The organism is Thermodesulfomicrobium thermophilum DSM 16697 (genome assembly GCF_059568695.1).
In genome coordinates, this window is the sequence record NZ_JCANTW010000012.1 from 281,219 (window position 1) to 305,070 (window position 23,852).

Annotated in this window: 22 protein-coding genes and 2 pseudogenes; all 24 read right to left on the reverse strand. The window is 61.4% G+C overall.

The window, feature by feature from the left end:
- Position 1 precedes the first annotated feature (1 nt).
- The 24 genes and pseudogenes from BR00_RS04975 to BR00_RS05090 all read right to left on the reverse strand — a co-directional run bounded on the left by BR00_RS04975 (position 2) and on the right by BR00_RS05090 (position 23,848).
- Positions 2-1,072 carry a hypothetical protein gene (locus tag BR00_RS04975; RefSeq protein WP_496476511.1) on the reverse strand — a complete coding sequence of 357 codons (1,071 nt, stop codon included), beginning with the start codon at positions 1,070-1,072 and terminating at the stop codon, positions 2-4.
- A gap of 21 nt (positions 1,073-1,093) precedes the next feature.
- The gene (locus BR00_RS04980; protein WP_496476512.1) at positions 1,094-2,869 is read right to left on the reverse strand and encodes a DNA methyltransferase; all 1,776 of its coding nucleotides are present in this window, start codon (positions 2,867-2,869) and stop codon (positions 1,094-1,096) included.
- On the reverse strand, positions 2,866-3,285 hold the full coding sequence (locus tag BR00_RS04985; RefSeq protein WP_496476513.1) for a four helix bundle protein: 420 nt from the start codon (positions 3,283-3,285) through the stop codon (positions 2,866-2,868). Before BR00_RS04985 ends, BR00_RS04980 begins: the two co-directional genes overlap by 4 nt.
- Before the next feature lie 47 nt (positions 3,286-3,332).
- A complete protein-coding gene (locus BR00_RS04990; RefSeq protein ID WP_496476514.1) occupies positions 3,333-7,064 on the reverse strand; it encodes a DUF6079 family protein in 3,732 nt (1,243 codons plus the stop codon).
- Positions 7,061-7,576, reverse strand: coding sequence for a BREX-3 system P-loop-containing protein BrxF (gene brxF, locus BR00_RS04995; protein WP_496476515.1), 516 nt, complete (start codon positions 7,574-7,576; stop codon positions 7,061-7,063). The genes BR00_RS04990 and brxF overlap by 4 nt, the downstream gene beginning before the upstream one ends.
- Before the next feature lie 9 nt (positions 7,577-7,585).
- A complete protein-coding gene (locus BR00_RS05000; protein WP_011927933.1) occupies positions 7,586-7,789 on the reverse strand; it encodes a helix-turn-helix domain-containing protein in 204 nt (67 codons plus the stop codon).
- Positions 7,790-7,926: 137 nt separating this feature from the next.
- Positions 7,927-8,466, reverse strand: coding sequence for a gamma-glutamylcyclotransferase family protein (locus BR00_RS05005; RefSeq protein ID WP_496476516.1), 540 nt, complete (start codon positions 8,464-8,466; stop codon positions 7,927-7,929).
- The gene (locus tag BR00_RS05010) at positions 8,463-9,260 is read right to left on the reverse strand and encodes a class II glutamine amidotransferase (protein WP_496476517.1); all 798 of its coding nucleotides are present in this window, start codon (positions 9,258-9,260) and stop codon (positions 8,463-8,465) included. The genes BR00_RS05005 and BR00_RS05010 overlap by 4 nt, the downstream gene beginning before the upstream one ends.
- Positions 9,245-9,766, reverse strand: a complete 522-nt coding sequence (locus BR00_RS05015; RefSeq protein WP_496476518.1) for a DUF5049 domain-containing protein — start codon at positions 9,764-9,766, stop codon at positions 9,245-9,247. Before BR00_RS05015 ends, BR00_RS05010 begins: the two co-directional genes overlap by 16 nt.
- 11 nt (positions 9,767-9,777) lie before the next feature.
- Positions 9,778-9,930: pseudogene (locus tag BR00_RS05020) on the reverse strand (amidoligase family protein); the annotation flags it as partial.
- Between the two features lie 74 nt (positions 9,931-10,004).
- Positions 10,005-10,812: pseudogene (locus BR00_RS05025) on the reverse strand (amidoligase family protein); the annotation flags it as partial.
- Between the two features lie 249 nt (positions 10,813-11,061).
- The gene (locus BR00_RS05030; RefSeq protein ID WP_496476519.1) at positions 11,062-11,319 is read right to left on the reverse strand and encodes a VrlD; all 258 of its coding nucleotides are present in this window, start codon (positions 11,317-11,319) and stop codon (positions 11,062-11,064) included.
- 12 nt (positions 11,320-11,331) lie between these two features.
- Positions 11,332-14,880: a DUF4815 domain-containing protein gene (locus BR00_RS05035; RefSeq protein ID WP_496476520.1), complete on the reverse strand. Its 3,549-nt coding sequence runs from the start codon at positions 14,878-14,880 to the stop codon at positions 11,332-11,334.
- Positions 14,881-14,895: 15 nt separating this feature from the next.
- Positions 14,896-15,429 (reverse strand): BW3TFN family phage tail fiber component, encoded by a 534-nt coding sequence (locus BR00_RS05040; protein ID WP_496476521.1) that lies wholly within the window; start codon positions 15,427-15,429, stop codon positions 14,896-14,898.
- A gap of 12 nt (positions 15,430-15,441) precedes the next feature.
- On the reverse strand, positions 15,442-15,903 hold the full coding sequence (locus BR00_RS05045) for a hypothetical protein (RefSeq protein ID WP_496476522.1): 462 nt from the start codon (positions 15,901-15,903) through the stop codon (positions 15,442-15,444).
- Positions 15,890-16,021 carry a hypothetical protein gene (locus tag BR00_RS05050; protein WP_268870160.1) on the reverse strand — a complete coding sequence of 44 codons (132 nt, stop codon included), beginning with the start codon at positions 16,019-16,021 and terminating at the stop codon, positions 15,890-15,892. Before BR00_RS05050 ends, BR00_RS05045 begins: the two co-directional genes overlap by 14 nt.
- A 4-nt stretch (positions 16,022-16,025) precedes the next feature.
- Positions 16,026-17,015: a hypothetical protein gene (locus BR00_RS05055; RefSeq protein ID WP_496476523.1), complete on the reverse strand. Its 990-nt coding sequence runs from the start codon at positions 17,013-17,015 to the stop codon at positions 16,026-16,028.
- A gap of 10 nt (positions 17,016-17,025) precedes the next feature.
- Complete coding sequence (locus BR00_RS05060) at positions 17,026-17,619, reverse strand: hypothetical protein (RefSeq protein ID WP_496476524.1); 594 nt, start codon at positions 17,617-17,619, stop codon at positions 17,026-17,028.
- A gap of 10 nt (positions 17,620-17,629) precedes the next feature.
- Positions 17,630-19,204 carry a phage tail protein gene (locus tag BR00_RS05065; RefSeq protein ID WP_496476525.1) on the reverse strand — a complete coding sequence of 525 codons (1,575 nt, stop codon included), beginning with the start codon at positions 19,202-19,204 and terminating at the stop codon, positions 17,630-17,632.
- The gene (locus tag BR00_RS05070) at positions 19,204-20,613 is read right to left on the reverse strand and encodes a baseplate J/gp47 family protein (protein ID WP_496476526.1); all 1,410 of its coding nucleotides are present in this window, start codon (positions 20,611-20,613) and stop codon (positions 19,204-19,206) included. Before BR00_RS05070 ends, BR00_RS05065 begins: the two co-directional genes overlap by 1 nt.
- A 99-nt stretch (positions 20,614-20,712) precedes the next feature.
- Positions 20,713-21,630, reverse strand: coding sequence for a GPW/gp25 family protein (locus BR00_RS05075; protein ID WP_496476527.1), 918 nt, complete (start codon positions 21,628-21,630; stop codon positions 20,713-20,715).
- Positions 21,630-22,520, reverse strand: a complete 891-nt coding sequence (locus BR00_RS05080; protein WP_496476528.1) for a hypothetical protein — start codon at positions 22,518-22,520, stop codon at positions 21,630-21,632. Before BR00_RS05080 ends, BR00_RS05075 begins: the two co-directional genes overlap by 1 nt.
- A 12-nt stretch (positions 22,521-22,532) precedes the next feature.
- Complete coding sequence (locus BR00_RS05085) at positions 22,533-23,543, reverse strand: YfaP family protein (protein WP_496476529.1); 1,011 nt, start codon at positions 23,541-23,543, stop codon at positions 22,533-22,535.
- Positions 23,540-23,848: a hypothetical protein gene (locus tag BR00_RS05090; RefSeq protein WP_496476530.1), complete on the reverse strand. Its 309-nt coding sequence runs from the start codon at positions 23,846-23,848 to the stop codon at positions 23,540-23,542. Before BR00_RS05090 ends, BR00_RS05085 begins: the two co-directional genes overlap by 4 nt.
- Positions 23,849-23,852: the final 4 nt, after the last annotated feature.

The window sequence follows — 23,852 nt, forward strand, 5'->3', positions numbered from 1 at the left end:
CCTATTCCCCTCCCATCCGTGTTACCGCCTGGTCGTACCACATGAGCAGTTTGGGATCTTCTTCCAGGACGTTGTTGGGGATCTTGTCGGCCACGGCGACGATGACGGCGTAGTCGCGCTCCTGCCAGGCTTTCTTGAATCCAGCGCGGACAGCCTCCAGGCGGAAAATCTTTAGCTTTTTCTTGACCTCTTTGTATTCCTCGAACTCCTTGAGCAGTGCCTTTTCGCGCAGTTTCTCCAGGTCGCCCGCCTTGTTGGGATCGGGCACATACCAGCGGTCGCGGGCTTTGGACACCAGCGCCGGGTCATTCTTGGGCAGGTTGCGCAGTTCCTTCCAGTTGGTGGAGAGGTAGGCGTGGATCTGCTCGGGGACGGGGCCTTTGCCGTCGTAGCAGAGGAAGTTCTGGTTCAGCAGTTCGCGCAGGTCGAGCTGGGCCTCGTTCTTGCTCCAGCCGCCCAGTTGCTGCATGAACTGCGGGTTGATGTCGGAAAAGGTCTGCGGCTTTTCCTTGATGAGCTGGCGGAGCCACTGGATCGCGGATGCCTCGTCTGAGACGAACATTGTCATCTGCTTGAGTTCACCCGAGGTCATCTTCTTACGGTCATATTCGGCTACCTGATCAGGCAGGAAATACATGCCATCACGTTCGGTGAAGCGCTGCGCCAATCCGATCTGGAACTCCTGGCTGGAGATCGGTACAAGGTAACCCTTTCGCACGTAGTAGGCCACCATCTGGTCGAACAAGATGCGTGGATCGCGCTCCGGGACGAACTGCAGCAAGGCTCCTTGTTGCTTGGTGACCGGCAGATACGTCAAGTGTGTGCGGACAAAATCCCAAACGCCTTCTTCGCTTTGCGCCTCTTTCTGGAAGCGCTCTTCAAAACCGCCATTGGGTTTGTAGGCGGAGATAACGAGGTCTTGTTTGACAGAGGTTGGGTTTGTTTGCGCATTGAAAGTACCTTGCCCTTTATTCAGAGCAGAAACATTCCCAACCAAAAAACCAGCATCACTTAAAGCCGTTTGGATGCTATTCCAAACAGAAGAACTGGTATTAGAAAACTCAACAGTCATCCACCTTCCAGGTCGTAGCGTCTAATACGCTTGCTTGAAGCAATCGGTCATTAAAGATCGATAGTCATCAATCTTTTTCCCCTGTGTTCTGTTCTCTATGGCCTCGTGTTCATTGTTTGTTACGATGCCAAGCCATGCCTCCCAAAGGAAGCTGAGCTCGGAGTAATGCAAATTGGCACCGAACGGGGGGTCGATAAAAATGTAATCAATCTTTCTCGACGAGGAATTGCTTATGTATGGGGCGCTAAGAGAACCAAGTGTGACGACCTGTCTGGCCTTGATTCGTTCAAGGTTCGCATGCGTAAAATCCTCGATCTTTCCATCAATAAGCTGAAATAGGTTTCTTTCTGCCAGATTTGATGGGATGTACATGGCATTCGGAAGAGCGCCAGCAAGATTTATTTTCCCATCTTTCAGCCCAATATTATGCAGTAAGCTGGCTGTTTTGATCAGAACTGATGTTAACGCCAGTCTTCCTTTTGGGTTGTTTTCATACGCAGACCAAAGGGCCGACAAAACAAACAGGTTTCTTCTTGTGTAAAAGTGATGTGCATGAGTTATCCCTATTCTCAAAGGTTCTCCAGTTTTGTCACCTTTTGGAATAGGAGTCGTAGGAAATGGGTATGGGATTTTGGTATTTGCGATTTCTTCGATTAATCGGAGGTCAAATTCATCTACGGATTTGTTGAAGCGTTTTCCGCTAATTGAATAATTAATAAATACAGGGACTTGCTTAATCTGCTTTACAGTTTCAGAGATTGCCTCGTCATATTTGGTAGTCCAAGCACGATCAACGCTTCTCTTGTTCAGGCTTGTAGAACAATGGGGGCATTTAAATTCATCGTTGATTTTTTTAAGGTCTTTATCGACGGCCGCTTCCCAGAAAACGACCTCTCCGGTGCAGCTTGGGCAGAGAAAAACGTCGGACCACACGACATAATTAATTTTTCCAATACGACCATCATTGTGCTTGGTTTCGTACATCCATCCAAGATCTTTCTCGATGGACTTCAACGTATTTCTAGTTTGTTTACTGAACTCGGAAACCTCGCCGGGAGTATTGTAGTTATAAGCAATAAATGTTGCGGCAGAGGATAGGTCGTTTAGGATGGCTCTACGAGCCCCCAGTTTTGAAAACGGCCGCCAGACCTTTTTGCCATCGTCATCAATCTCTTCCTGTAAAATGGTTCCGTCCGGCTTCACCTGGTAGCCAAGAGACATGACCACTTCGCGGTCGCCACACATCTGCGCGGCCACACCCGTCATGCCAGTTCCGCAAAAGCCGTCAAACACGATATCCCCCGGCTCGGTGTAGTGGAGGATGTAGCGCATGATGGCCTTGTGCGGCACCTTGGTGTGGTAGGAGTGCGCGTTGTATATCGGGTCGTTTTTCCCCTCGCTTACATCAGAGGCAAAGGGTTCCCGGTGATAATGAGTTTCGGGTTGCGAGTTGGGAGTTGCGAGTTGGTCGCCCTCACTCTTAACGCGCAACTCGTTACTCGCCAACTTTTCCCTCTCCCACTCGGCGATAAAATCCGCAATCCACGGGTTCGGACAGGCGGTGTAGTACGGCGGGTCGCTCAAGGCAAGGATGTCTTCGTCGCTGCCGATGGGAAAGCCTTCGATCTTGCGGAACTCCGGGTCACGCAGCTTCTTGCGCAGCTCCTCGGTAAAGTGGGCACGGCGGGCCTCGTCGTTCTCGAAGGTCATGCCTAAGCAGGTCACGGGTCCCGAGTCGCGGGTCGCGGGTCCTTCTATCTCGAACATGGTCTGTTGCTGTCTGTATTTTTCGCTCATACGTTACTCCGATTCTTTGTTTTGCTTCTGACTCGCGACTCTCGACTCGTAGACTCGCGACTCAAATAGCGCATGAAACCGCCAATGAGGTTTCCAGTTTCTGTGGCTGATTTGTAAAGCGAGTCAAAAGCAGTCTGATCGATTAGCCCGGCATCAAGAGCGACATAGAGCTGTGCTTTGACTTCACCGGCAGAGCCCTTTGCGATGGCAAGGAATCGCCGGAATTCAACATCTCCGCCACGCTCGAATCCTTCGGCAATGTTGGACATCACCGAAACGGCTGCTCTTTGAATCTGGTCACGCAGTCCGAAATCACGAGCAAACTTTCCTTTCGACGTGACGGCATACACAGCTTTGGCGAGCTGTCTTGCCCGCTGCCATGCTTCGATATCCTCGAACTTTTCAATCCTTGCCATCTTCAATCCTTCGACTCGTGACTCATGACTCGCGACCCGAGACTCATTCATTCCATGACGATCCGCACCTTGGCCGGGTCCTTGCCCTTGGTGAGCTGATCGATGTACTCCTCAAAGCGTTTCTTCATCTCCGCCGGAGTGGCCGGGCCATCGGTAACCTGCAGGGCAGTATGCAGCTCCTGCGCCTTGACGGTGACCTTGACCAGGCCGGAGAGCACTTCCTTCAGGGCGTGGACAAAGTTGCTGTCTAACGGCACCGGCAGTTCCTTCGACTTAATGAAGGCCTCCAGAGGCTCGCGGTCATCGATCTTCAGCAGATCCATGTTGGTCTGGGTGATCGGGTCCTCCAGGTTACTGAGGATGGTGGAGGTCCAGGCCGTCACCATGGCATCGAGCTGGGCGTCCATCTGGTCGATCATCTGCGAGCCTGCCGCCGCACCGGCCTCCATCGAAGGCCGGAAGCCACAATGCGGGCAGATCGGCGAGGCGTCGAGGTTTTGCTTGGTCAGGGCGAAGCAGCTCTTCAGCCCGGCCAGGCGGTTCTGGTAATCGGTGAGCTGCTGCCGGGGCATCAGATCGATACCAGCCAGCTTGAGCAGGGTTTGCAGGCGCTGATTGTTGAGCAGGCCCGCCTTGCGCTTGTCGTCGTTCACGCCCAGCCGGGCCTTGGTGTGCAGGCCGATGTAGGCGACGGTGTAATCCTTCTTCAGCTTCTGCAGCTTGGCCCCGATGCTCTGGGACTGGCTGGCCAGCTCGGTGAGGTCGGCCTGCTTGAGGGCATCCAGCACGTCCTGCCGAGTGGTCTTCATGCGATCCACCCAGTCATGCTCGGCGGGCAGCACCGCCTCGGCGGTGGAGAGCCAGGATGCCGTCGGGCTGTGATCCATGATGAACTCGCGCAGGGCATCCAGTTCATCCAGCGCCTTCACGGCCTTTTCATGGGCCAGCACTTCGGGAGCGCTGTAGCGGAAGTTTTTCAGCTTGCCCGGTGAGGAGTAGGCCTGGAGCGATTCAAAGAAGCCCTTGGCCTCGTCCAGTCCGCTGGCCTGGCTGGCCAGGCCGGTGCCCGCGAGCAGGTCCAGGCCCCAGAAGGAAAGTCCTTCGCGCAGGGTCTGCTGGGTCATGACGATGCGCTTGACGATCTTGCCCACCGCCTGCTGCAGGTTCTGCACCGGCTCATCCTTGCCCTGGGTGACGAGCTGGGCCATGCCCGGCGTCATGCCAAGCAGTTCGAACAGGCTTTTAAGCGCGGGCAGGTTCCATTCTTTCGGTTGCTCCAGGTGCTTGAAACGGACCAGCTCATCCATGCCGGTCGCGGCAAGCTGCTGCAGTCCGGTAGCGTCAAATTTTTTGCCCGGGATGGCGAGCACGATGTCACCGGAGTAGACCAGTGACGCCAGGATGACCGCCACCCATTCAGGTTCGAGCCGACCACCGCCGGGATTCATGTATTCCAGCCCGTGGTCGTCCTGGATGATCTCGCTGCGGTTCACCACCTGGCCGTGGCCCTTGGCCTTGACGGCATCGAGGATGAACTTGGTGTACTTTGACTTGTAGGGGTCGATCTTCTCGCCGTCGAGCAGCTCCAGGGCGTCCAGCACGGCGGTGGCCTGCTTGGTGCGGTTCTGCCCGGCGATGGCCCGCAGGGCGTCCTGCGCGGCCTGGGCGCGGTTGTTGCCGGTGATCAGGACCGAGAAGAACGGATAATCCGGGGCCTGGTTCTCGAAGTTCGGAGCCAGGCAGACACCGGCGATGGTATTGACCAGGTCGCGGAAGTTGATGGTCTCGTGGGGCGACAGACCGGACAGGTCGCGGATCGATTTGCCTTTGGCCCATTCGGTCATGGACTTGGCGCGGCCCTGATAGGTGACCTCGAATGAGTCGCTCATGTGCTTTTGCAGCCACTGGACCAGCTTCTTCAGAAAGCCGTTGGCCTTCGCTTCGTAGGTGGCCTTGGCATGGCCCGAGGAGGTAGCCGCAAGGTCCAGCGCCGCCGCATAGCTTTTCAGCGCAGTCTGGAATTCCTCGTCGGTGCCTTTCAAGCGGAAGAAGACCTCGTCGTTGACCTTGTCATCCTTGAAGCGTGGCGGGTCGTTAGGCTGGATGAAATAAAGGTAGAAGTCCCGCTGCGGCACGGCGGTGGAGCGCTCGTTGGGAGCACCGAAAAACAGATAACCACTGCGGGCTGCCTTATGCTCCTGCCAGACCAGTTCGTGCTGCCAGATTTTGTAGCCGGTCACATAGGTGGCGTCCTGGCATTCCATGACCCGCTTGAGCGCCTCGTAATAGAAACGGTCGAGCTGAGCCTGACCCAGGCTTTCGGCCCGCTTGTCAATCAGGGCGTCGAAGTCGTCGGTCTTCTTCAGATCGAGGTAGAACTGGCGGTTGTCGGCATTGAAGGAGATGAACTGGCCGCTGACTGTTTTATGGATCTCGCGCAGGACCGTTTCCACATGGGTCTGGAGATCCTTGTCGGGTTCGTCGCTACCCAGCTCGGCGATCAGCGGATCAAACAGGCAGAGACGGTCGCGCAGCTCTTCGGCTGATGCGCCCATGGGAGCATAGATGTCGCCGGTGGTGAGGCGGTGGACGGACAGCGCATGGATCAGGCGCAGCGCCATCGGCTTGTATTGCTTGCGGGTGATGGCGTTCTCGATGCGGGATTCCAGCACCTGGCTGCAATCGATAACCGCCCGGATCTCGGGAATGGCGCGGAACGAGGCGTTCTGCTTGAGCGTGTTCCAATAGCTGTCGAAGGCGATCAGGCCGGGCTCGTCTTGCGGCACATCCTTGCCGAGGATGCCTTTCATGCCCATGGACAGGGTCTTGAGCACCTCGCGCTTTTCCACCACGGTGACGCGTTCGAAGGTGTCGATGTAATCGGGATGCACCGGGAAGAGCCGTACAAACTCGTCCATGCGCTCGTTGAGCCCGCCGTAGTATTTAGCAAAGGGCATCAGGTAGTCGCGGATCTTGGCCTGTTGCTCGGTTGTCTTCTTGAGCAGACGCTCGGCGACGACAAATTTCACATCGCTGCGGGCAATGAGGATCTGCTCGAAGCGGTCCTTCACCCGGCGGATGCTGTCGGCGACAAAAGCGAAGCGCGGGCTGTCGAAAATGGCTTCCTGGACACCGGCCATGAAGCGGAAGCGCAGATCCTTGCAGACCTCGCCGACCTCGCGGAGGAAGTTGAGGTCGAGGATCAGCTCCTGATCCTTGCGGGTACGCAGGTAGTCGAGCAGCTCATCGACCACCAGCAGCAGGCCGTGTTCGGGGAACACCTCGCCGAACTTGGCCATCATGTCCTCGAAGGCCCGCTTGTGGCTGGTGATGGTGCCCGCCTCGGGGAACACATACTCCACACCGAGTTTTTCGAGATGCTCTTCCAGTTCGGCCACCAGGATGTCGCGCAGGGACATGGTGGTGGCTCCGATCTCGGTACGGATGACCTTGAACCGACCTGCGATCTGAGAGGCTGCATCGCGGACACCGGCGTGGTTCAGCCCTTCCAGCAGGGAGGCGTCTGCGGCAAGACTGGAGACCACCGACATCAAGTGCGACTTACCGGTGCCGTAGTTACCGACGACCAGCAGTCCTTTGTTGTCAACCGGCTGGTCGAACTGCATCTGAGGAATGACAAGCTGGGTGAGCCGTTCGGCCATTTCCTCGGAAATGACATAGGTGTTCACGAGGGTGTGCGCGGCGCTCGATTTGTCCGCGTCACGCAACTGAACGACCGACTCAATCGGGTCGAATTGGATAAGGTCTCCGTATTTCATGCTTGTCCTGCCTCTCTATTGTTTTTTGCCGAATCGACCGTGGCCGTGCCATCCATGCCCACAATCAGCGCATCGACCGAGTCATAGCTGCGGTACTCGGGATGGCCGGTTTCGGCGTACAAAAGCCTCCCGGAATTCACGATTCCGTTCCACGAAGCCACCACGGCCCGGTTTCTTGAAATGGACTGCAGCAGCCGCAAGGGGTCCTGCTGGAGATCCTTGTCGAAGAGGATCTCGAGATTATCCAGCACCACGAGTGACTGAGCCTGGTCCGCGATCTGATCGAGGATGCCCGGCAGCCGCAGTGACCGTTGCTTGGCTGTCAGCTCCAGTAGCTCGCCGGAGAGCGCCAGATTGACGTTAACGACGGACGAGCCGAACTCCTCGGCAATATCCCGAAGGACGCCGGTCTTGCCGGAACCGGTCTCACCCACCAGCAGCACCAGGCGGTGGTATAAGCCTTCGGCTGCCTGGAGGGATCGTTTTAACTTGTCGTGAATCGGTTCGGCCATGGTCGCTCCTTACTGCTCGGTGTCCGGCTTATCGGATTTATCAGCCGCACCGCCGGAGCGGACCCATTCGTCCACTTCGTCTTGTTTGAACATCCAGCGACGGCCGACGCGATGACCGGGCATAGCCCGTTGTTCGATCCACTTGTAGACCGTCTCGTTGCTTACATTCAGATATTTACAAATGTCATCGACCGTCAGCCATCTCTCATCCATAGCCTTCGTCCTTCGTTCATCATGTTTTCGGTAAAAGCCCGAAGGTCTCCGGGAAACCCGAAATCCGGACACAGTGCCGCAAATTAACCCCCACAAATTACATTGGCGGATTACCAAAATCAAGCGTTTTGTGCCGATTAGTGCCGACTTTTCCAAAAAACGGCCTGATTGTCGTTGGCGATCCGCTCGCCGTTTTGAGGCGCACGCATGATGTAAATCCATACGGCACATGCGGTTGTGCCTTGCAGTGAAGCCACCATCACCCGCTGGTACATGCTGTGCCCGCCGGGCCGAAAGCCTTCCAGCCGGTCGATGGGCGGCAGGTCGCGTTGCGGATCGGTGAAGGTCACCAGCTCTCCATGGATCAGATCCCAGTCACCGGTCGGGCGGCCGAAGCGTGGCGTGTCGATCTCCTGTTGTCTGCGGGCATCGGCCATTGGGTCGGCGGTGCCCCGGGCCAGGATCAGCCCCTCCGGTACCTCGAGCGCCGGGAACCCGGCGTGGAGGTAGTACAGCCTGCCCCAGACCACGGCCGGTTCGATGCTGCGGGCCTGGGCGCAGAAGCGTTGATGATTCCAGTAGCCCCGTTTCAGGGTGCCGTAGACGAAGAGCCGGAGGATGGTCTCGGGAGTGTCTTCCGGGTTTGTGTTCAGCTTCGCGGTGTCTCCAATGTTCATGCATTCACTCCTTCGGGCAGTGTCCCTTTGCGCTCCTGGGGGATGAAGCGGAATTCGCTGTTTTCGATGGCCCGCACATCCTCGTGACGGATGGTGAGCATGGTCATGGGCGGCACCTCCAGCTCGCGCCAGCCCTTCTCGTTGTCCACGGCAAAGTCGATGAAGGCGGACTCCGAGGCGTAAAGCACTACCCGGTGCTGACGGTGGATGCGCAGACAGAGCGGCTTGTTGCCCTTGAGCACGGTGATGGTGCCGGGGTCGAGGCGCGAGGCCAGCACAGCGCTCATCTGGCCGCGACAGAGGGCAAGCGCCTTCTTCAGGTCCGCCTGATCGATGGGGCCTTCAGGCGCGAAACGGTCGGCCAGACGGAAGATCAGCTCACTGTCCACCTCGGCGTAGCGCGGCAGCCCGAGGCGGCGGAACAGATAATCGGCGTTGTAGATGGTGCCGTTGTGGGTGCCGATGACGATCCCAGCCCGGATGGGATGGTTGTTGCGGTTGTTGAACTCGTTGCCCCGGGTGCGCCAACGGGTGTGGCCCATGAGGATGGTGGTCTCGTTGCCGACCTGCCCGAGCAGCTCCTGGAAAGGCTTCTCGTAGACCAGCTCGTGTGCCCGCATCGGTCGCTTGAAGATGCGGTGGCTGCCGTCGGTCTTGAGCCAGGCGAGACCGGAAGCGTGCGGCCCGCGTTCCTCGCTGTGCAGCAGCATGCGGATGAAGAGCTCGCGCAGGTAGTCGCGCTCGTCGGGCCGTCTGCGCTTGCGGCCGAAGATGATGCCTACTTGTCCGCACATGGAGCCGGGTCCTCCTCGCCGCCGAAGTTCTTGCCGAGCGGTCTCGTCCCTTCGAGAACAAAGGCCGCGTATTTGCGCCGGTGGTCCGCCAGCCACTCGGCCACCTCCGGGTAGCCCATCTCGGCGGTCAGCCGGGTCACCTCCGGTTGGTCGAGCATGTTGGTGAGCCCGGAGAGCCGCACCGTCTCCAAGGCTTCGAGGAAGCGTTCGGGCCAGGGATCGCTGGCCTTTTCGTCGGGCAGGAACTCGATCAGACCGTACCCGGCCAAACGGGTGAGAAACTCGGCGGCCGCAGCGGCGGCGTCCTCCGGCAGAGGCTGGGTCGGCCCGCCTTCGATGCCGGAGAGTACCTCCGTCATGTAGTCCCTGGGCGCTCGGCTGGCGGTGAACGGCGTCTGGCCGCGCATCAGTTCGACAACTTCGAGGCAGTCAGCGGCCTGCAGGGTTTCCCCGCTGCCGGGGATCGGTTCGCCGGAAAGCCGGGTGGAGCGGATCAGAATCTTCATGGGGCACCTCCTTAAACAGTGAGGCCGGGAACTTGCCCGGCCTCGTTGGTGAGAGTGGTGGTTTCGGTTTCGTCCGGGAGGACGTTCTCCGGTTTGGGTCGTCCGTTCTTGAAGGCGGCGTCGCCGGGCATGTTGGCCATCAGATGCTTGCGGGCGGTCTTGACAAATCGGCAGGACAGCCGATTTGGACGCACGAAGTGCGCCCGAAGGGTGAGCGCCAGGGATGGCGCGAATCAGCTCTCGCCGATCAAGCCGAGGTGGAGCAGGAAGACCCGGAAGTCGTACTTGGCGCTTTGGGGATCGAAATCCCGCTTGCGGCTGGATGCGGCTCATCCATTGAGCGCCTTGGCGGCGACGGCGAGGCAGAACTGCAGGTAGGCCTTGATCCGCCCCGCGTGGAGGGTCGCCTCGAACCAGCGGAACTCCACCGTGCCCCGGTACCAGACGTTATGCAGGTTGACCCCGTGGTAGCGGCTGTTGTCGTAGTGCTGGGGCTGGCGGTTGTGGTAGCCGTACCAGATGCGGTTGAGCTGGCCCTTGGTACGGGGGCGATGCTGTTCGATGCGCTGGATCAGCTCGTCGCTGACCGGCCGGGTGTAGCGGTTGAGCCGGTCACGGCTGATGCCGAGGGCGTGGAGGATCAGCGGCTCCTGCTTGTAGACGATCTTGGCCAGGTTGCCCAGGTGCCTGCCGTCGAAGGGCGCGGCGTCGATATGGATGTGGATGCCGCACTGGCTGTTGATCTTGCCCCCGGCGCGGCGGATGGCCCGGACCGCCTCCTGCAGTTGCGGGATGTCGTCGTAGCCGAGCACCGGGCTGACCACCTCGGCCCGCAGATGGGCCGGGACGCTGGTCAGGGAGGCGTCCCCCACCACCTTCCAGACGCGGCCGCGCAGGTCCTCGACCTCCCAGGGGTCATAGCTGCTGGGGATGCCGACATGGCGGACCGTGCCGCCCACCACCGAGTGGATGGCCCAGGCGATCTGTTCCCGGGTGCGTTTTACGGTCTCGATCTCGATCCCGTAGTGGATCTCTTTCAGGTTCATGCGTGCCTCCGTCGTTCATGGCGCTTCTAAGTCATTGTCTGGTAAGGCTTTTCAGCCTTCGCTCACACCATGAATGAATGCTTCTTTCCGGACACAAATCAAGTAGAAGAACAGCCGAAGCCGACATTTAACACCTTTATTTTCAATGACTTGCGAACTTGGCCGGATTGGGCGGCGCACAGGCGGCAGAACCCCCGGAACGGACTGGCCGTATCCGGGGTTTCTGGGTTGGCGGTGGCAGCGAGCGGGTCAGCCGGAGGCGGTATCAGAGGTGATCAGGCTGGCGTGCAGCTCGAGGTTGCGCGACTCGTCGGCCCGCATCCCCGCCAGCAGCGCCGTGAAGGCCTCCGCTTCGTCGGCCGGGAGCTTTGATGCCCGTTCCAGCCGCGCCAGGCGCTGGTGCAGATTTTCCAGCAGGCCCAGGGCGTTGTCGCGGATCAGGCCGTCGCGCTTCTCCTGCGGCGTGGGAATGAACTCGGTCAGGCCGCCTTTGCGTCGAACGATCATGGCCGTGCCTCCTTAGCTCAGGGTCGCGCCCAGCGAATGGATGCGCGGGTAGATCAGCGGCGTGCCGGTCATCTCGGCCTTGTAACGGACCTTGTTGCCGGTGTTGTCGGTGAAGGTTCGCACCAGGGTGTACTCGGTCCAGTTCTCGTCGATGGGCCGGGTGTCCTGGATGGTCATCGCCTCCCAGGTAAGGCCGCCGTCGTTGCTGGCGTACCATTGCAGGGTGGTGCCGCTGGGGATCTGCATCTGCACATAGGCCTTGGTCGATTCCACTCCCTGGGTCAGCTCGTTCTCGCGGGTCAGGTAGGCCCCGGTGGTCTTGTTGAGGTAGCCCAACAGGTTGACGTCGCGGAAGTTGATGGCCGGGGTGTCGTTGGAAAGCGAGCTGCTCAGGCGCACGCGGATCTGGACCCGGGTGGCGAGGTTGGGCAGCCGTTCCTCCTCGGCCGGAACCATGGCGTCCCAGGTCACGCCGCCGTCGGTGGAGTATTCCCAGTCGAGGCTGGTGCCCTGGGGAATGGCCGAGTATTCGTCGAGGTTGATGTCGGAGAACTGCACGCCGGTGATCGGCTGGAAGCGGATCATCCCCTCGGATTGGAAGTTGTAGCCGTAGATCTTCATCGCCAGGTCGGAGCCGTTGAGCGGTGTCCAGGTCTCGGCGTTGGAGCTCTCCAGCAGCACGCCTTCCATGTAGGTCTGGCGGGTGATGATGCCCCAGCGGCCCATCTTGCCCAGGGTGGCGGTGCGCACCTTGTAGTTGGTGCTGTTGGTCAGCAGCACCACGGCATAGCTGGTGTTGGCCTCGGCGTAGAACGGGTCGTCGAAGCGAATGCGGGTCTCGCCGCTCAGGCTGATCTCGTTCGGGGCCAGCACCTTTTCGGCGAACACCACGCCGTTGGGCAAACCGGTGGTGACGCCGCGAATCTGCACCGTGACCGGGATGCTCGGGTCCCTGGCGGTGAACTGAAGCCCGATGCTGGAGATCACCTGGTTTTGGGTGAAGCTGAAGGTCTGGGCCAGGGGGTCACGGGGCACGAAGATGGTCTGGGTGCGCCAGACCACCTGCACCACGGGCACGCGGATGATGCGGTTCTCGATGATGCGCTCGATGCGGGTGATGACCAGCGGATCGTTGATCTGCAGGCTGGCCCGGGCCGAGTAGACGCCGTCGGCCATCTCCACGATGCGGTTGCCGTTGCGGGCGTTGGTCGGAATGGTGAAGGAGGCGCTGACCCGACCGGCCTCGTCGCTGATCAGGTTGCTGGCCATCACCTGGCCGTCGCAGCGCAGCACGATGCCGGACTTGCTCGGGGTGAAGTTGATGCCGGTGACGGCGATCCCGGTCTGGCCACGCCGCCCGAGGTTGGGCGTGATCTGCAGCATGGCCGGGGGCTTGTCGAATACGGCGTAGGGGTTGATGTTGCGCTCCTCGGACCAGTCGTTCTGTTCAACCAGCACGGTCTCGTTGCCCGGCAACAGCGCCAGACTGCCGAAGAAGCTCGCGTTGCTGCCCGCCTGATCAACCGAGAGCACCGTGGAGTGCGGAATACGGTCCGGCGCGACGAAGCGGGCGATCTCGTTGACCCGGGCGTCCCATTCGGCGTGGTAGATGTCCGACTGGGCGGTGTTCGAGAAGTCGTCCGAGTAGATGCCTTTCTTGGTCTGGGCGTCCCGGTTCTGCAGCTCGTTGTTCATCTGGTACTGGGCATCGTTGTACTTCAGGTCCTCGACGTCCTGGATGATGTCGTGGATCTGGTCCATGGTGATGCGGGTCAGGCCGAAGTTGCGAATCTCCATGTCGGTGGAGTTGGGCGGGCAGTCGATGCTGCACAGCTCCAGGGCGTTTTCCGGCACGATGGGCAGCTTCGGGAAATCCGCCGGAGCCCCTTCCAGCCGCTTGATCTCGGTGGTGGTGGCGTAAACGATGTCGCGGCGGCCGAGGTAATAGTCGTAGTCCAGGCTGCAGTTGGAGCCGTTCACCGGCTGATCGCCGAGGCTGCCGCGCCCGAAGTTGATCACGCCCCCGTTGCCCAGCTCGAGCTGGACCGGCGACATGGTGAGTCCGGCCGTGTTGGTGGCCGGAGGCGAAGCGGTGCCGACCTCCTCGACGCCGTCGTCGATGTAGGAGAGTGCCTCACTGCCCAGCTCCATCAGTCGCTTGTAGTCGGTGCGTGCGCCGTTGGTGGCTGCCCGGTAGACGCGATAGCCGGTCGCGCCGCTGACCGGCAGCCAGGAGAGCTTGTTCATCTCACCGGCGGCGGTGGCCCGGGCGATGACCGCAGCGGCGTTGAAGGCGGTCTCACCGGTGGCGTTGTAGGCGGTCACCAGATAGAAGTAGTTTCCGGCCGCCGGATGGTTGGCCTGCCCGAACCAGCCGCTGTCCACGTAGTCGGTGCCCTTGACCATCTGTTTGGTGTAGGTCCAGCGCACCGTGTAGGTGGTGCCGATGGCCGGTTCGTTGCCGGAGCCGAGCCAGTCGACATGGTTGCCGGACTGCTGCCAGTCCACGCCCTTCTGAAAGATGGTCGCCCCCTGGCTGACCTCGAGGATGTCCACCACGGGATTGGGATCGAGCAGGTCTTCGCCGCCGCCCACCGAGCCGCGAGTGACGTTGCGGGTGATCTCGACGATGGCTTCCACCTGGGTCGTCTCCTTGAGCGGCGTGGAGTTGACCGGATAGCGGCGCTTGTTGATGTCGAAGGTCTTCTGCTCGCCGCGCACCGACTTGGTGGCGATGGATTTGGGCACCAGGGTCGAGGTGGGCAGATCGCGCTGATGCCGGAAGCCCTGGATGTAGGCGCGTCCGGCGTTGGTGATCGCCTCCACGCTGTCGTCGTCGACGCCGCCGATGAAGGTGTCGAAGCCCCGCACCAGATAGCTTCCGGCCTGGTCGAAGGTGCGCTCGGCGAGGTTCTGAATCAGGGAGTTCAGCCCCTCGGCGGCGGCGAAGGAGAGCTGGTCCTCGGTGATCGAGGAGACGGTGATCCGGCTGCCCGGCAGCGTGCCCAGCAGATCCCGCAGGTAGAGGTTGGACTTCTCCTGCACCGTGGGCGTGACGTCGCCGCTCTCGCGGTCGAACTTGTAGATCGGAATCACCCGGCGCTCGGTCACGTTGTTGGGCAGCGTCTGGCCGCTGGTGTCCGTCGCCTTGAGAGAAAGAACCCATTTTTCCCGCTCGGCGGTGGGCTCGCCGGTGGCCGGATTGATCAGGGCCGGGTCCTGGGTGTAGCCGTAGTTGTACTTCAGTAGCTCCACATAGACGTAATCGGCCCCGCTGGTGGTGGCCGGATCATAGGTCAGGGTCGCGCCGCTCACCTGTTCCAGATGGCCGTCGATGTAGACCACTCCCGGGGCCAGGGTCAGGACGTTGGCGGCCGCGCTGACCTCGAGGCCCATGATGATGGAGCCTTCCTTGAACAGGATGTCGGCGATCTTGCGCCGCTCCAGGTTGATGATGTCCTGCTGCTCGTTGAGTTCGGAATCCAGCAGATCGCGATCCTGATGGTAGCGGATGCGCTTGTAGTTCTTGGTCGGGTCGAATGTCTCGCGTGAGATGCTCATGTTTGAATCCTCCAGTTAGATCTTGATGATCCCGACCAGCTCCACGCGGGTGTCGGAAATCTTGTTGAAGTCGGGAATGTTCTTCACCTCGTACAGGTAGCCCGGGCGCAGCACCTCGCCGGTCGGGTTGGTGTCCTGATGGAACACGCCGCCCATGGCGAGATCCCTGGTGACGCTTTGCACGTACTGCACGTCGCCGCCGAAGAATCCGTATTCGCGGATGGTGATGCCGTTGGCCTCGGCCTCGTCGAAGCGAAAGAAGATGCCGATGGTGTTGGTCTCCTCGCCGGTTTCGAGATAGCGCACGCCGTTGACCAGGAGCGCCCCTTCGGCGTCCTCCTTGAGGAAGGTCCGCTTGTAGTAGCGCTTGCGGGCGCGTTCGTTTTTGAGCCCGGTCTGGCCGATGTCCGGCGCGGGCGGATTCTGCGGGTCGGTGAAGCTGGCGTCCCCGTCGCCGATTGCGCAGTGGGTGATGCCGTCCACGGCCTGGCCGAGGAGGAGTTTGGCCGTCAGTATCCGGCCGGTTTTAACGATGAGTCCCAGTGCCATTGCTGTTCTCCTTTAGGTCTGAATTTCGTGGTCTTGATCGATGAGCACCGCGAACAGGATCTGGCACGTGTCGGCCAGCAGCCCGGCCGGGATCGCGATGCGCTGAACGGTGTCGGAGCGGCTGATGTGTGCACCGGATGTCCGGACGCTGGTGTCGATACTCCGCAGCCAGGGGCGCGTCACCCGCACCGCCGCGTCAACATCGACGCCCAGACGGCCATGGACGACGAGCCACAGGTCGGCGCTCCGGTTCAGGCGGTTGTTCACGCGAAGTGCGAGGTCGGATCGACGCTCTAGCCGATGGGCGACCCGAACGGCGCTGTCGGCCCGGACCATCACCGTGCGCCTGGCAGGTGCCCCGGAAAACAGCTCGAAAAGCGCTCCGGGTTGCGCCGCTCCAATGGCGAGCAGTTCCGGCCGCCGTGTGCCTCTGCGGGTGTCGATGGATGCCAGTTGTCCCTTATGCACGGCCACGGCGAATCCTCCCGCTGAGCTTGAGCGCCTGGCCACGGTTCATGGACACAAGCGTTTCCGGACGACGCTGGCCGGTGATCGTGGTGATGGGTTTGAGCTTTCCGCTATGCGTTGCCATGGCGTTATTCCTTCACCGCGCACCAGCCGCCGGTGGTCAGGTTGAACACGCGGTAGCTGTCCGTTCCGATTTGAATGGTGTCTTCCGAGGCGACGTTGCCGCCGCCCACGGAGAAGATCTCGATGAGTTCGCCGCGCAGTTCCTGGTAGGCGGCGGAACCGGACATCGAGGCGAGCCAGGGAAAAAGGATGGTGGTGCCGTAGCGCATCTCCGGATCGGTTTCGCCCTGGAGACCGCCGTTGGCCGCGCCGCAACGGCCCCGCTGGCCGGAGGCGGAAGTCCAGCCGTCGAACTTGTTCACGGCGTAAAAGGTACCCGGCGCGTTGTAGTAACTGTTTATGACCGGCTGCGGGTCTTCGCCTATCTTTGCCCCCGAGGCGTAATCCCGAACGAGGGCCTCCACAGTAATGGTGTTCGGCGTGGCGACGGTGTCGGTGGCGCTGACCCGCACGCGTTCGATGCCCGCGTCGTCCTTGATCACATAGTCTTGTCCGGGTGTGACTACGGTGGCGTCGTTGACCTGAAGCACCACGCCGCTTCCGGCGGTGACCGCCGCCTGCGTGAGCGCGATGGCCCCGGACCAGAACCGTTTCAGCAATCCGCTGTAATGGCCGTAGTAGGTGGAGACGAGCTTGGTCACCACGAAGACGTGGTCCAGATCGGCGAACAGCCAGAAGATGAAGTCGGCGCTGTCCTCCACCCGCAGGTAGGTGTAACTGGTGTGCGAAGCCTCGTTGATGCCGGTGTGGGCGGTCGCGTTCCAATACTGGAATGCGGCGACGTGAATCCGCCCGGAGGTGGTGCTGATACGGAACTGCAGATAGACGTCCTCAGCTCCGGATTCCCCGTGCGACTTGAAGACGAAATACGGCTGCGGTTCGGCCGACTGGTCGTCGTGTAGGGTCCATCCGGTGGTGGTCACCAGAAAGGTCCGCAGTTGATTGAGCAGGTCGAGCCGACCGTGAGCGAGTCCTTGAAAGCTGTGGTATGCCATGGCGGCCTCCTTAGAGAATCGGGTTTTCCGTGCCGGTCAGGCGCAGCTTGATGTCGAGTTTGTTTTGCACCGGGGTGCCCGGGAGCACGGTGCAGCGCCGCCAGAAAGACCGCGTCTGTGGGAAGGCCTTGTCACCGAGGTTGAGCGGTGCGCCCTGGGTGGCGGTGTCGAGTCCGGCCTGGGTCAGGGCCAGGCGGTACCAGACCGATTCGTCGGTGCCGGTTTCGTCGATGGGATCGATCACCAGTCCGGTGTAGTCGTAGCCGGAATAGACGGTCGTTCCGGCGTTGTGCGCGGTCGGAGCGGTGTTGGCCACGCCCCGCTGCACGGTGAGATTGGCGGTGCCGCCGCCGCTTTCGACGAGCATCTGCTCGCCATCGATGATGATGAGTTCGCCGTCGGCAAAGCGCGGTTCGGCCAATGGAATGGCAGTCTGCGCCGCATCGATGGCGGAGGCGAGGCTCGTCTGCTCGTTGGCGACGTAGATTTGCCGATCCTTGATGTCGCCGTCGGTGCCATTGTAGCTCTCGGCCTCGGGGCGGCTGAAATCCCCCTCGGAAATCTGCTGGGTCAGCCCTTCGTCAAGATAGAGATGTATCGCCATGGGTTCTCCTTCAGGTGGGCCACTGGGTGGCGCGATAGTTGTTGGTGGCGGCCTCGAACCCGGGCTGTGTCGGCGCGTGCAGATCCTGCTGACGGAACAGCCAACGGTAGGACGGCCGCGACCAGCGGAATCCGGCCTGGTTGAGGCGCATGCGGCTGACGCGCATGGGGCGAGTCCGGTCCACGGAGAGACGCAGGCCGGTGGTGTTGAGCGGACTCGCGCCCAGCTTCATGGTCTCGACCCGATGGCGCTGGAGAGAGCCCGTGTCCACGTAGACTTCAAGCGAGGCCCGTTCGCCGGTCAGATTCGCATTGCTCAGATACCGGGTGTTCAGGGTGTTCGCGCCCAGCCGGAACACAGGCCCTCTCCGCCGCCATCGGTCGATCCGGTCGACGGCTAGGGTGACGTCCGCATCGCAGCCAGCGGTGGAGGCGAGCAGCAGATTGCTGATGCCGCCCTGGTTGGCGGTGAGATCGAGATCGGCGTTGAGCCTGGCGCGGCCAAACTGAAAGCAGAGGCGGTGCCGGGATTCTAGGGGCAGGCGCAAGTCGTACTTGGCCTCCGCCCGCTCGACCGGTTCCGCCTGCGTGTCGAAAAAGAAATCCTTCTGCCGGAAGCAGTAGCGCAGCGCGGTCTCGCCATGGGTCAGCGATGTGCGGTTGAGATGGCTCTCGCCCAGCCCGAAGCCGCTTTCCAGCACATCGCCTTCGAAATCACGGCCGGTGTAGATGGGCGTGCAGAAGGAAACCCGGTCCTCGCCGACGCGGGTGTACGGAAGCCGCCAGTCGTTGAGGGTCCGGTGGTTCAGGCGCATCCGGTTCTGACGGCCGTGAAAACGGGAGACCTTCACGGCGGCCCGGTCGATCTCCGGGATCATCTCCGTGGTGCTGGTGAGCTGCAGCAGCTCCCAGGCCCTCTGCTTGTTGGTCAGGTGACAACATGAACCGAGCGAGGAACGTCCGAGGACGAAGGTTTCGTCGAGAAACGCCAGCACGATCCGGCGCACGGCGTTGGCGTGCCCGAAGTCGAGCATCGCGCCGCCTTCGATCCATTCGAGCAGAAACTGGAGCCAGAAACAGCGCGTGCCCGCCGGGTGGTGAAACACCAGGGCGTCGCGCAGCCCCTCGGTCTGGTTGAGACACAGCACGCGAAACACGCCGAGGCTGAACACCAGCCCGGGCAGCTTGGCGCTGCTGAGTCTGGAGCGGGCATTGAGACGCAGAGCCGAGCGGAAGGTCTCCTGCAGTTCTCCCTGCCAACCGAGCGCGTCAAAGTCGCGTTCGATGGCCGTGATGGTGCCCTTGCGGCGATAGATTTCGACCGCCTCCCGCACACGGCGGCGCTGGCAGTCCGGCGAACAGGTGCCATCCACTTCGAGGCCGACCAATCTCGCCAGCAGCGGCAGAAAGCGTTCGTCGCAGTGATCGACGTCGAAGATGGTCGGAAAGTCGTCGATGGCCTGCTTGAGCTCGTCGAGCGTTCCGGCGGGAAGGCTCAGAAAGGTGCGCAGGTCACCGGCCTCGTCGTTGTGCTCGTAAAGCGGCGGCAGCAGGCCGAGCAGATTGTCCTTGAACCAATCCGACATCAACCGGCCCTCCGCAGATCGAGGTTGACGCTGCCGAGAACCGGGATTTCGCCGTGGCGCAGCAGGGTGTCCTGCTGGGGCGCGTAGAGGTGCATGTGGCTGACCCCACGCACGCCGTCGATCAGGGCCACCAGGTCGGAGAAGTGAATGGTCTGGCCGAAAGAGACTTGGTCGAAGGAAAAGAAATCGGAGAGCGCGGCTTCGATGCGGCTGCGCACGTTTTCCAGCGGTTCACCGGGCCAGACGTAGACCTCGGCGTCGATGGAAACGGGGCGGTAGATCGGGTCAAACAGGTTGATCTCGACCGTGATGACCTTGCGGCGTTCGAGAAACTCCGCGAGATCCCGCTTGAGCAGCGCCGAGGGCATGCCGCCGCCGTTGGGGGCGATGGCCAGTTGGACGTTGTAATAGCGGATGTTCTGACAGGCATTGGTGTCGAGCACCTTGGCCTTGGCGACGCCGGGGTAACCTTCGGCCAGCGCCTGGTAATCCTCCAGGGTGACGGCCTTCCAGAGACTGCGCAACTCCGCCGGTGCCCGTCGGCGAGCGTGTTCGAGGGCTTCCCGCGAAGCGCCGCCGGTGGCGGGAACCGGGTTGGTGACGGTCAGGGAAACCTGGCCGCCGTCGAGGTAGACCGGGCTCAGCAGTTGGGTGATCCGGTTCGGGCCGAGATTGCCCTGGTCTCCGATGGTCTGCAGATAGCTGACGGTGATGGCGCTTCCCTGAGCGGGTACAGCGCCGCTTTGCCCGTCGCCGAAAATCAGGGTAGAGATGTCGAGCGCATCCAGGTCGGCCATGAAATGGCGGCTGTCGGCAATACTGTCCTGAAAATGATCGACCTCGCTCCAGGCGTCGTCCCCCACCGTAACGGTGATGGTGCCCTGGGCGATGACGTCGCCGGTCAGGCGGATGCGCTGGAATGGCAGCCCCGTCGACGTGAAGGTCTCGGTGCGGCGCACGCCTTGACGGGCCGGGATGTCCACAGAGAGCACGCCTCGCGGGATCAGGCCGTCCTCGACCGTCTCGAAATCCGCCTCGCCGTCATTCAGCAAGGCACGGCAGGCCGTTCCCGCCGGAATGGTCAGGTCCTTGCCAAGCGGGGCGGAGAGCCGAAAACGCAGTGTGGTGGTGGAAGCCACCGGCGAGTCCAGCCGGTAGCCGATGAGCTTGCAGAGGTTGATGACGTTCTGCCGCTGGCGGGCCGTGGGCAGGAAGGCCTCCGCCGCCTGGGCATCCAGGTAGTAGGCCAGCATGTCGCCCACGCCGCAGAACAGATCGAGCAGGACGACGCCGAGATCGGAGTGGTTGAAATCGGTCCAGCGGTCGGTGAGCTGCGGGATCTTCGCCAACAGCTCCTGGCGGATCGATTCGTAATCCTTGTTGACATATCCGATGCTTGCGCGGCCCATGGTCTCTCCGGTTTTCGGCGGTTATGCGAGAGCGCCTGATGCTCTCGCCACGCCGGTTACTTACCGGAAGGGGCCTGGATGTGTCGGAGGCTGGATGCCTCAGAGCGGGCCGCGCAGTTGCCAGACGGGATTGGGCTGTCCGGAGGTGTTGTTGAGGTAGTGGGATTCCTTCTTGCCCTCGAAATAGAACAGGCCGATGCGACCAGACTCCGACGTGGTGATCCGGTGAACGGTGCCAGCGGCGTTGTCTTCCGCCTGGCTCTGGGTGTTGAAGCCCAGACCGCTCGCAGCCAGATAGAGGGCATGCTCGGCCTGGGGCGCTTCCGTTTCAGGCGCTCCCTCGAAGACCAGGTAATGGCCGTGATTGTCACCCGGATCGCTAACGATCCATTTGCCGTTGCGGTCCTGAAAGGCTCCCTCGATGTAGGCGATCTCGTATTCTCCGGCTGGCCAGATGAAGGAATCGTCCGGATCGGGACTCATTTCGGCCGCATCGAACCAGAGCAGATTGAACAGTGAGCGCACGTCCGGCGACAGGCGCACGCTGCGCACCGGCGGCGGTTCCGGCTCGGGTTCCGGCTGGGGATAGCTGGGCGCGGGATTGTTCGGGTCTTCTCTGTAGAAGGGATAGACCAGGTTGCCGTCCACCTGGCTCTGGATCACCCGGTAGGCGATATGTACCAGCAGCAGGTTGCCGTCGATGTTCAGCGGCCGGTCGTCGAAGCGCACCTCCGTGATGATCACCCGCTTTTCCCAGCGCTTGATGGCGTCGATCACGTAATGGCGCAGCAGGCCCTTGAGCACCTCGTCGTTCTGTTCGAACACCAGATCCTTCAGCCTGGAGCCGAACTCCGGATTCATGAACCGTTCGCCGATCCGTGTGCCGAGGATCTGCAGGATGCTTTCGCGGATGTGCTCGTGCTCCCGCGAGGTGGCGGTCGATACCTGGGTGCCGCCGGATACCGACTGAAACCGGAACGGGTAGCGCAATCCCTTACCGAGAAAGTCGTAGCTCATCAGGTACGCTCCTCGCAGTCGATGCCGCACTGTCCCGAGCAGCCATTTTCCGGTGCGCCGTCGTCGACGGCTTCTCCCTGGAACCGGATCACCAGATCCAGACCGCTCTTGAGCCCCAGGTGGATGGTTCCGTCCGCCTCGATCAGCCCGCCGTGGCCGGACTGGCCGCACTGGAATCCCTTGGCTCCCCCGGAAAGCAGACGGACGTCGATGGTTTCGCCGATGCCCTCGATGCGGCCGATGCCGATGAAGTCGATTGGTCCGGCCGGGTTGATCAGGGTGATGAACCGCTCCCGGTGATCGACGTCGAGACGGATGCCCTCGGGTAGATCCACCGCGAAGCGTTCCGCGCCCATGGCGGTCGGATCGATCCCGGCGGGCAGTCCGCTGATACCGGCTGCCTCCTGGGTCGCGCTCAGATAGGACTCGACCAAGGTGTAAAGGCGTCCCGGGGCGACCTCGACGGCCGTGCCGGGTCCGGGGGTGACGACCTGCTGTTCCCCGGCGTCGATAACGCAGATTCGCTGTTCGTCCGTCGTCCGCAGGATCATGCCGTCGGGCAATGTGAAGAGTCGGTTGCCGTCCGGCAGATCCCGGGGTTCGGTGCCCGCAGGCAGTTCGACGAAGGGATAGAAATCGGGCTCCGGCTCGACCTGTATCTGATCCAGATACTCCTGCGTCCTGGCCTGCTGGGCTTCCAGATAGGCCTGGGCCTGGCCGCGCATCGCCTCCGAGGCGGCGTGACCGGCCTCCAGCAGTGTGCGGATGCCGGAAAGCTCCTCACGAATGCCAGACAGGTGATCGCAGAGCGCCCGCAGCACATACTGCTGCTCGCCGGAATCGGTCTGTTCGATGGTGGCCTGCAAGTCGGAGGGTTCTTCGGAAATCATGGAAAACCTCCATTACATGCCGACATTGGCGGGTTGGGATTGATAGCTCATGGCGTTGACCGGCGTCACCGTTCCGGTCGCGCCGTCGATTTCGAATACGGTCCAGACCGTGCCCGGGGCATTGGGAACGGTGAAGGTCTGCTCACGGCCATCGCTCAAGAACACCTTCACCGATGCTCCGGACTGCGCCAGGCCGGTGCTCGGATTGGCGTTGCGATTGGTGTAATCGTGGACCGCGTAACGGTAGACGCCGGGGATGAGCCGATGGATGGTGATGGTCTCCGGTCCGTAGGAACTGGTGTCGTCCACATCCAATTCCGCCGCCTCGTTTTCGATGGTGTGGGAATAGAACACATGGAAGCGGCCGCCCGATGGCGTCGGTCCGGTGAGATGGGAATCGAGGTCCCGGGGATTCAGGCCCCACTGCAACACGATGCGGGCGATCTGGCCGTCGAGCTCGGGCGAGAGAACGATCTGGATGTCGCCGGAGGTGTTGGGGTCAGCGTTCACCCAGCCGTGCCAGGCGATGTATCCCGGCGCGGTGACCTCCACGTAATAGAACCCCTCGGGTACGGACAGCTCGAACCCGCCATAGGCGTTGGCGAAGGTCTGGTACGCAGCCGGGCCGGATTCCGAGCGGCGGAATTCGATCAGCGCGTTGCCTACGCCGCTGGTGTTGAGGGCGTTGACCACCATGCCGCTGAGGAAGACCGTGGCTCCGCTGGCAAAGTCCGGGTGGTCGGCGAACCAGGACGGATCGCGGACCTCCACCAGAACATGGCGGAGACTGTCCCGGGCCGAGGATCGCCAGACCATGAGCACGGCGTTGCCGATGGTCCAGCCGCAGCGAATGACACCGTCCGGCCCGATCTCCGCGACCTCCGGGTTGCTGGTGGCAAAGACCGGAGCGTCCACGTCGCCGCGCAGGGAGAGCGGAACCCGTTGCTCGAACTCGCCAGCGGAGAGCCGGATGGAGCGAGGCTGTACCTCCCAGTGGTTATAGGCTGACGCGGTATCCGTCATGAAGGAACCTCCACCGGTGCGGAGACGCCGCCGCCATAGACCTCGACCTGGACGTGACGCAGGCTGAGCCGCTCGGGCGAATCCCAGACCAGGATCATGGCCGCCCCGGGAACGAAGCCGCACTCGACATTGCCGTCCTCATCGACACTGGCCACGTCGGGATTGGACGATTCGAACACCGGCGCTTCGGGTAGACCACGGATCGAGAGCGGAATGCGCTGGACGAATGGGGATCGCGAGACCCGGATCAGTTTCGGGAAGACATCCCAGTAGTGCGGTTCCTGCAGCTGTTCGAGATTGTTCATGGCG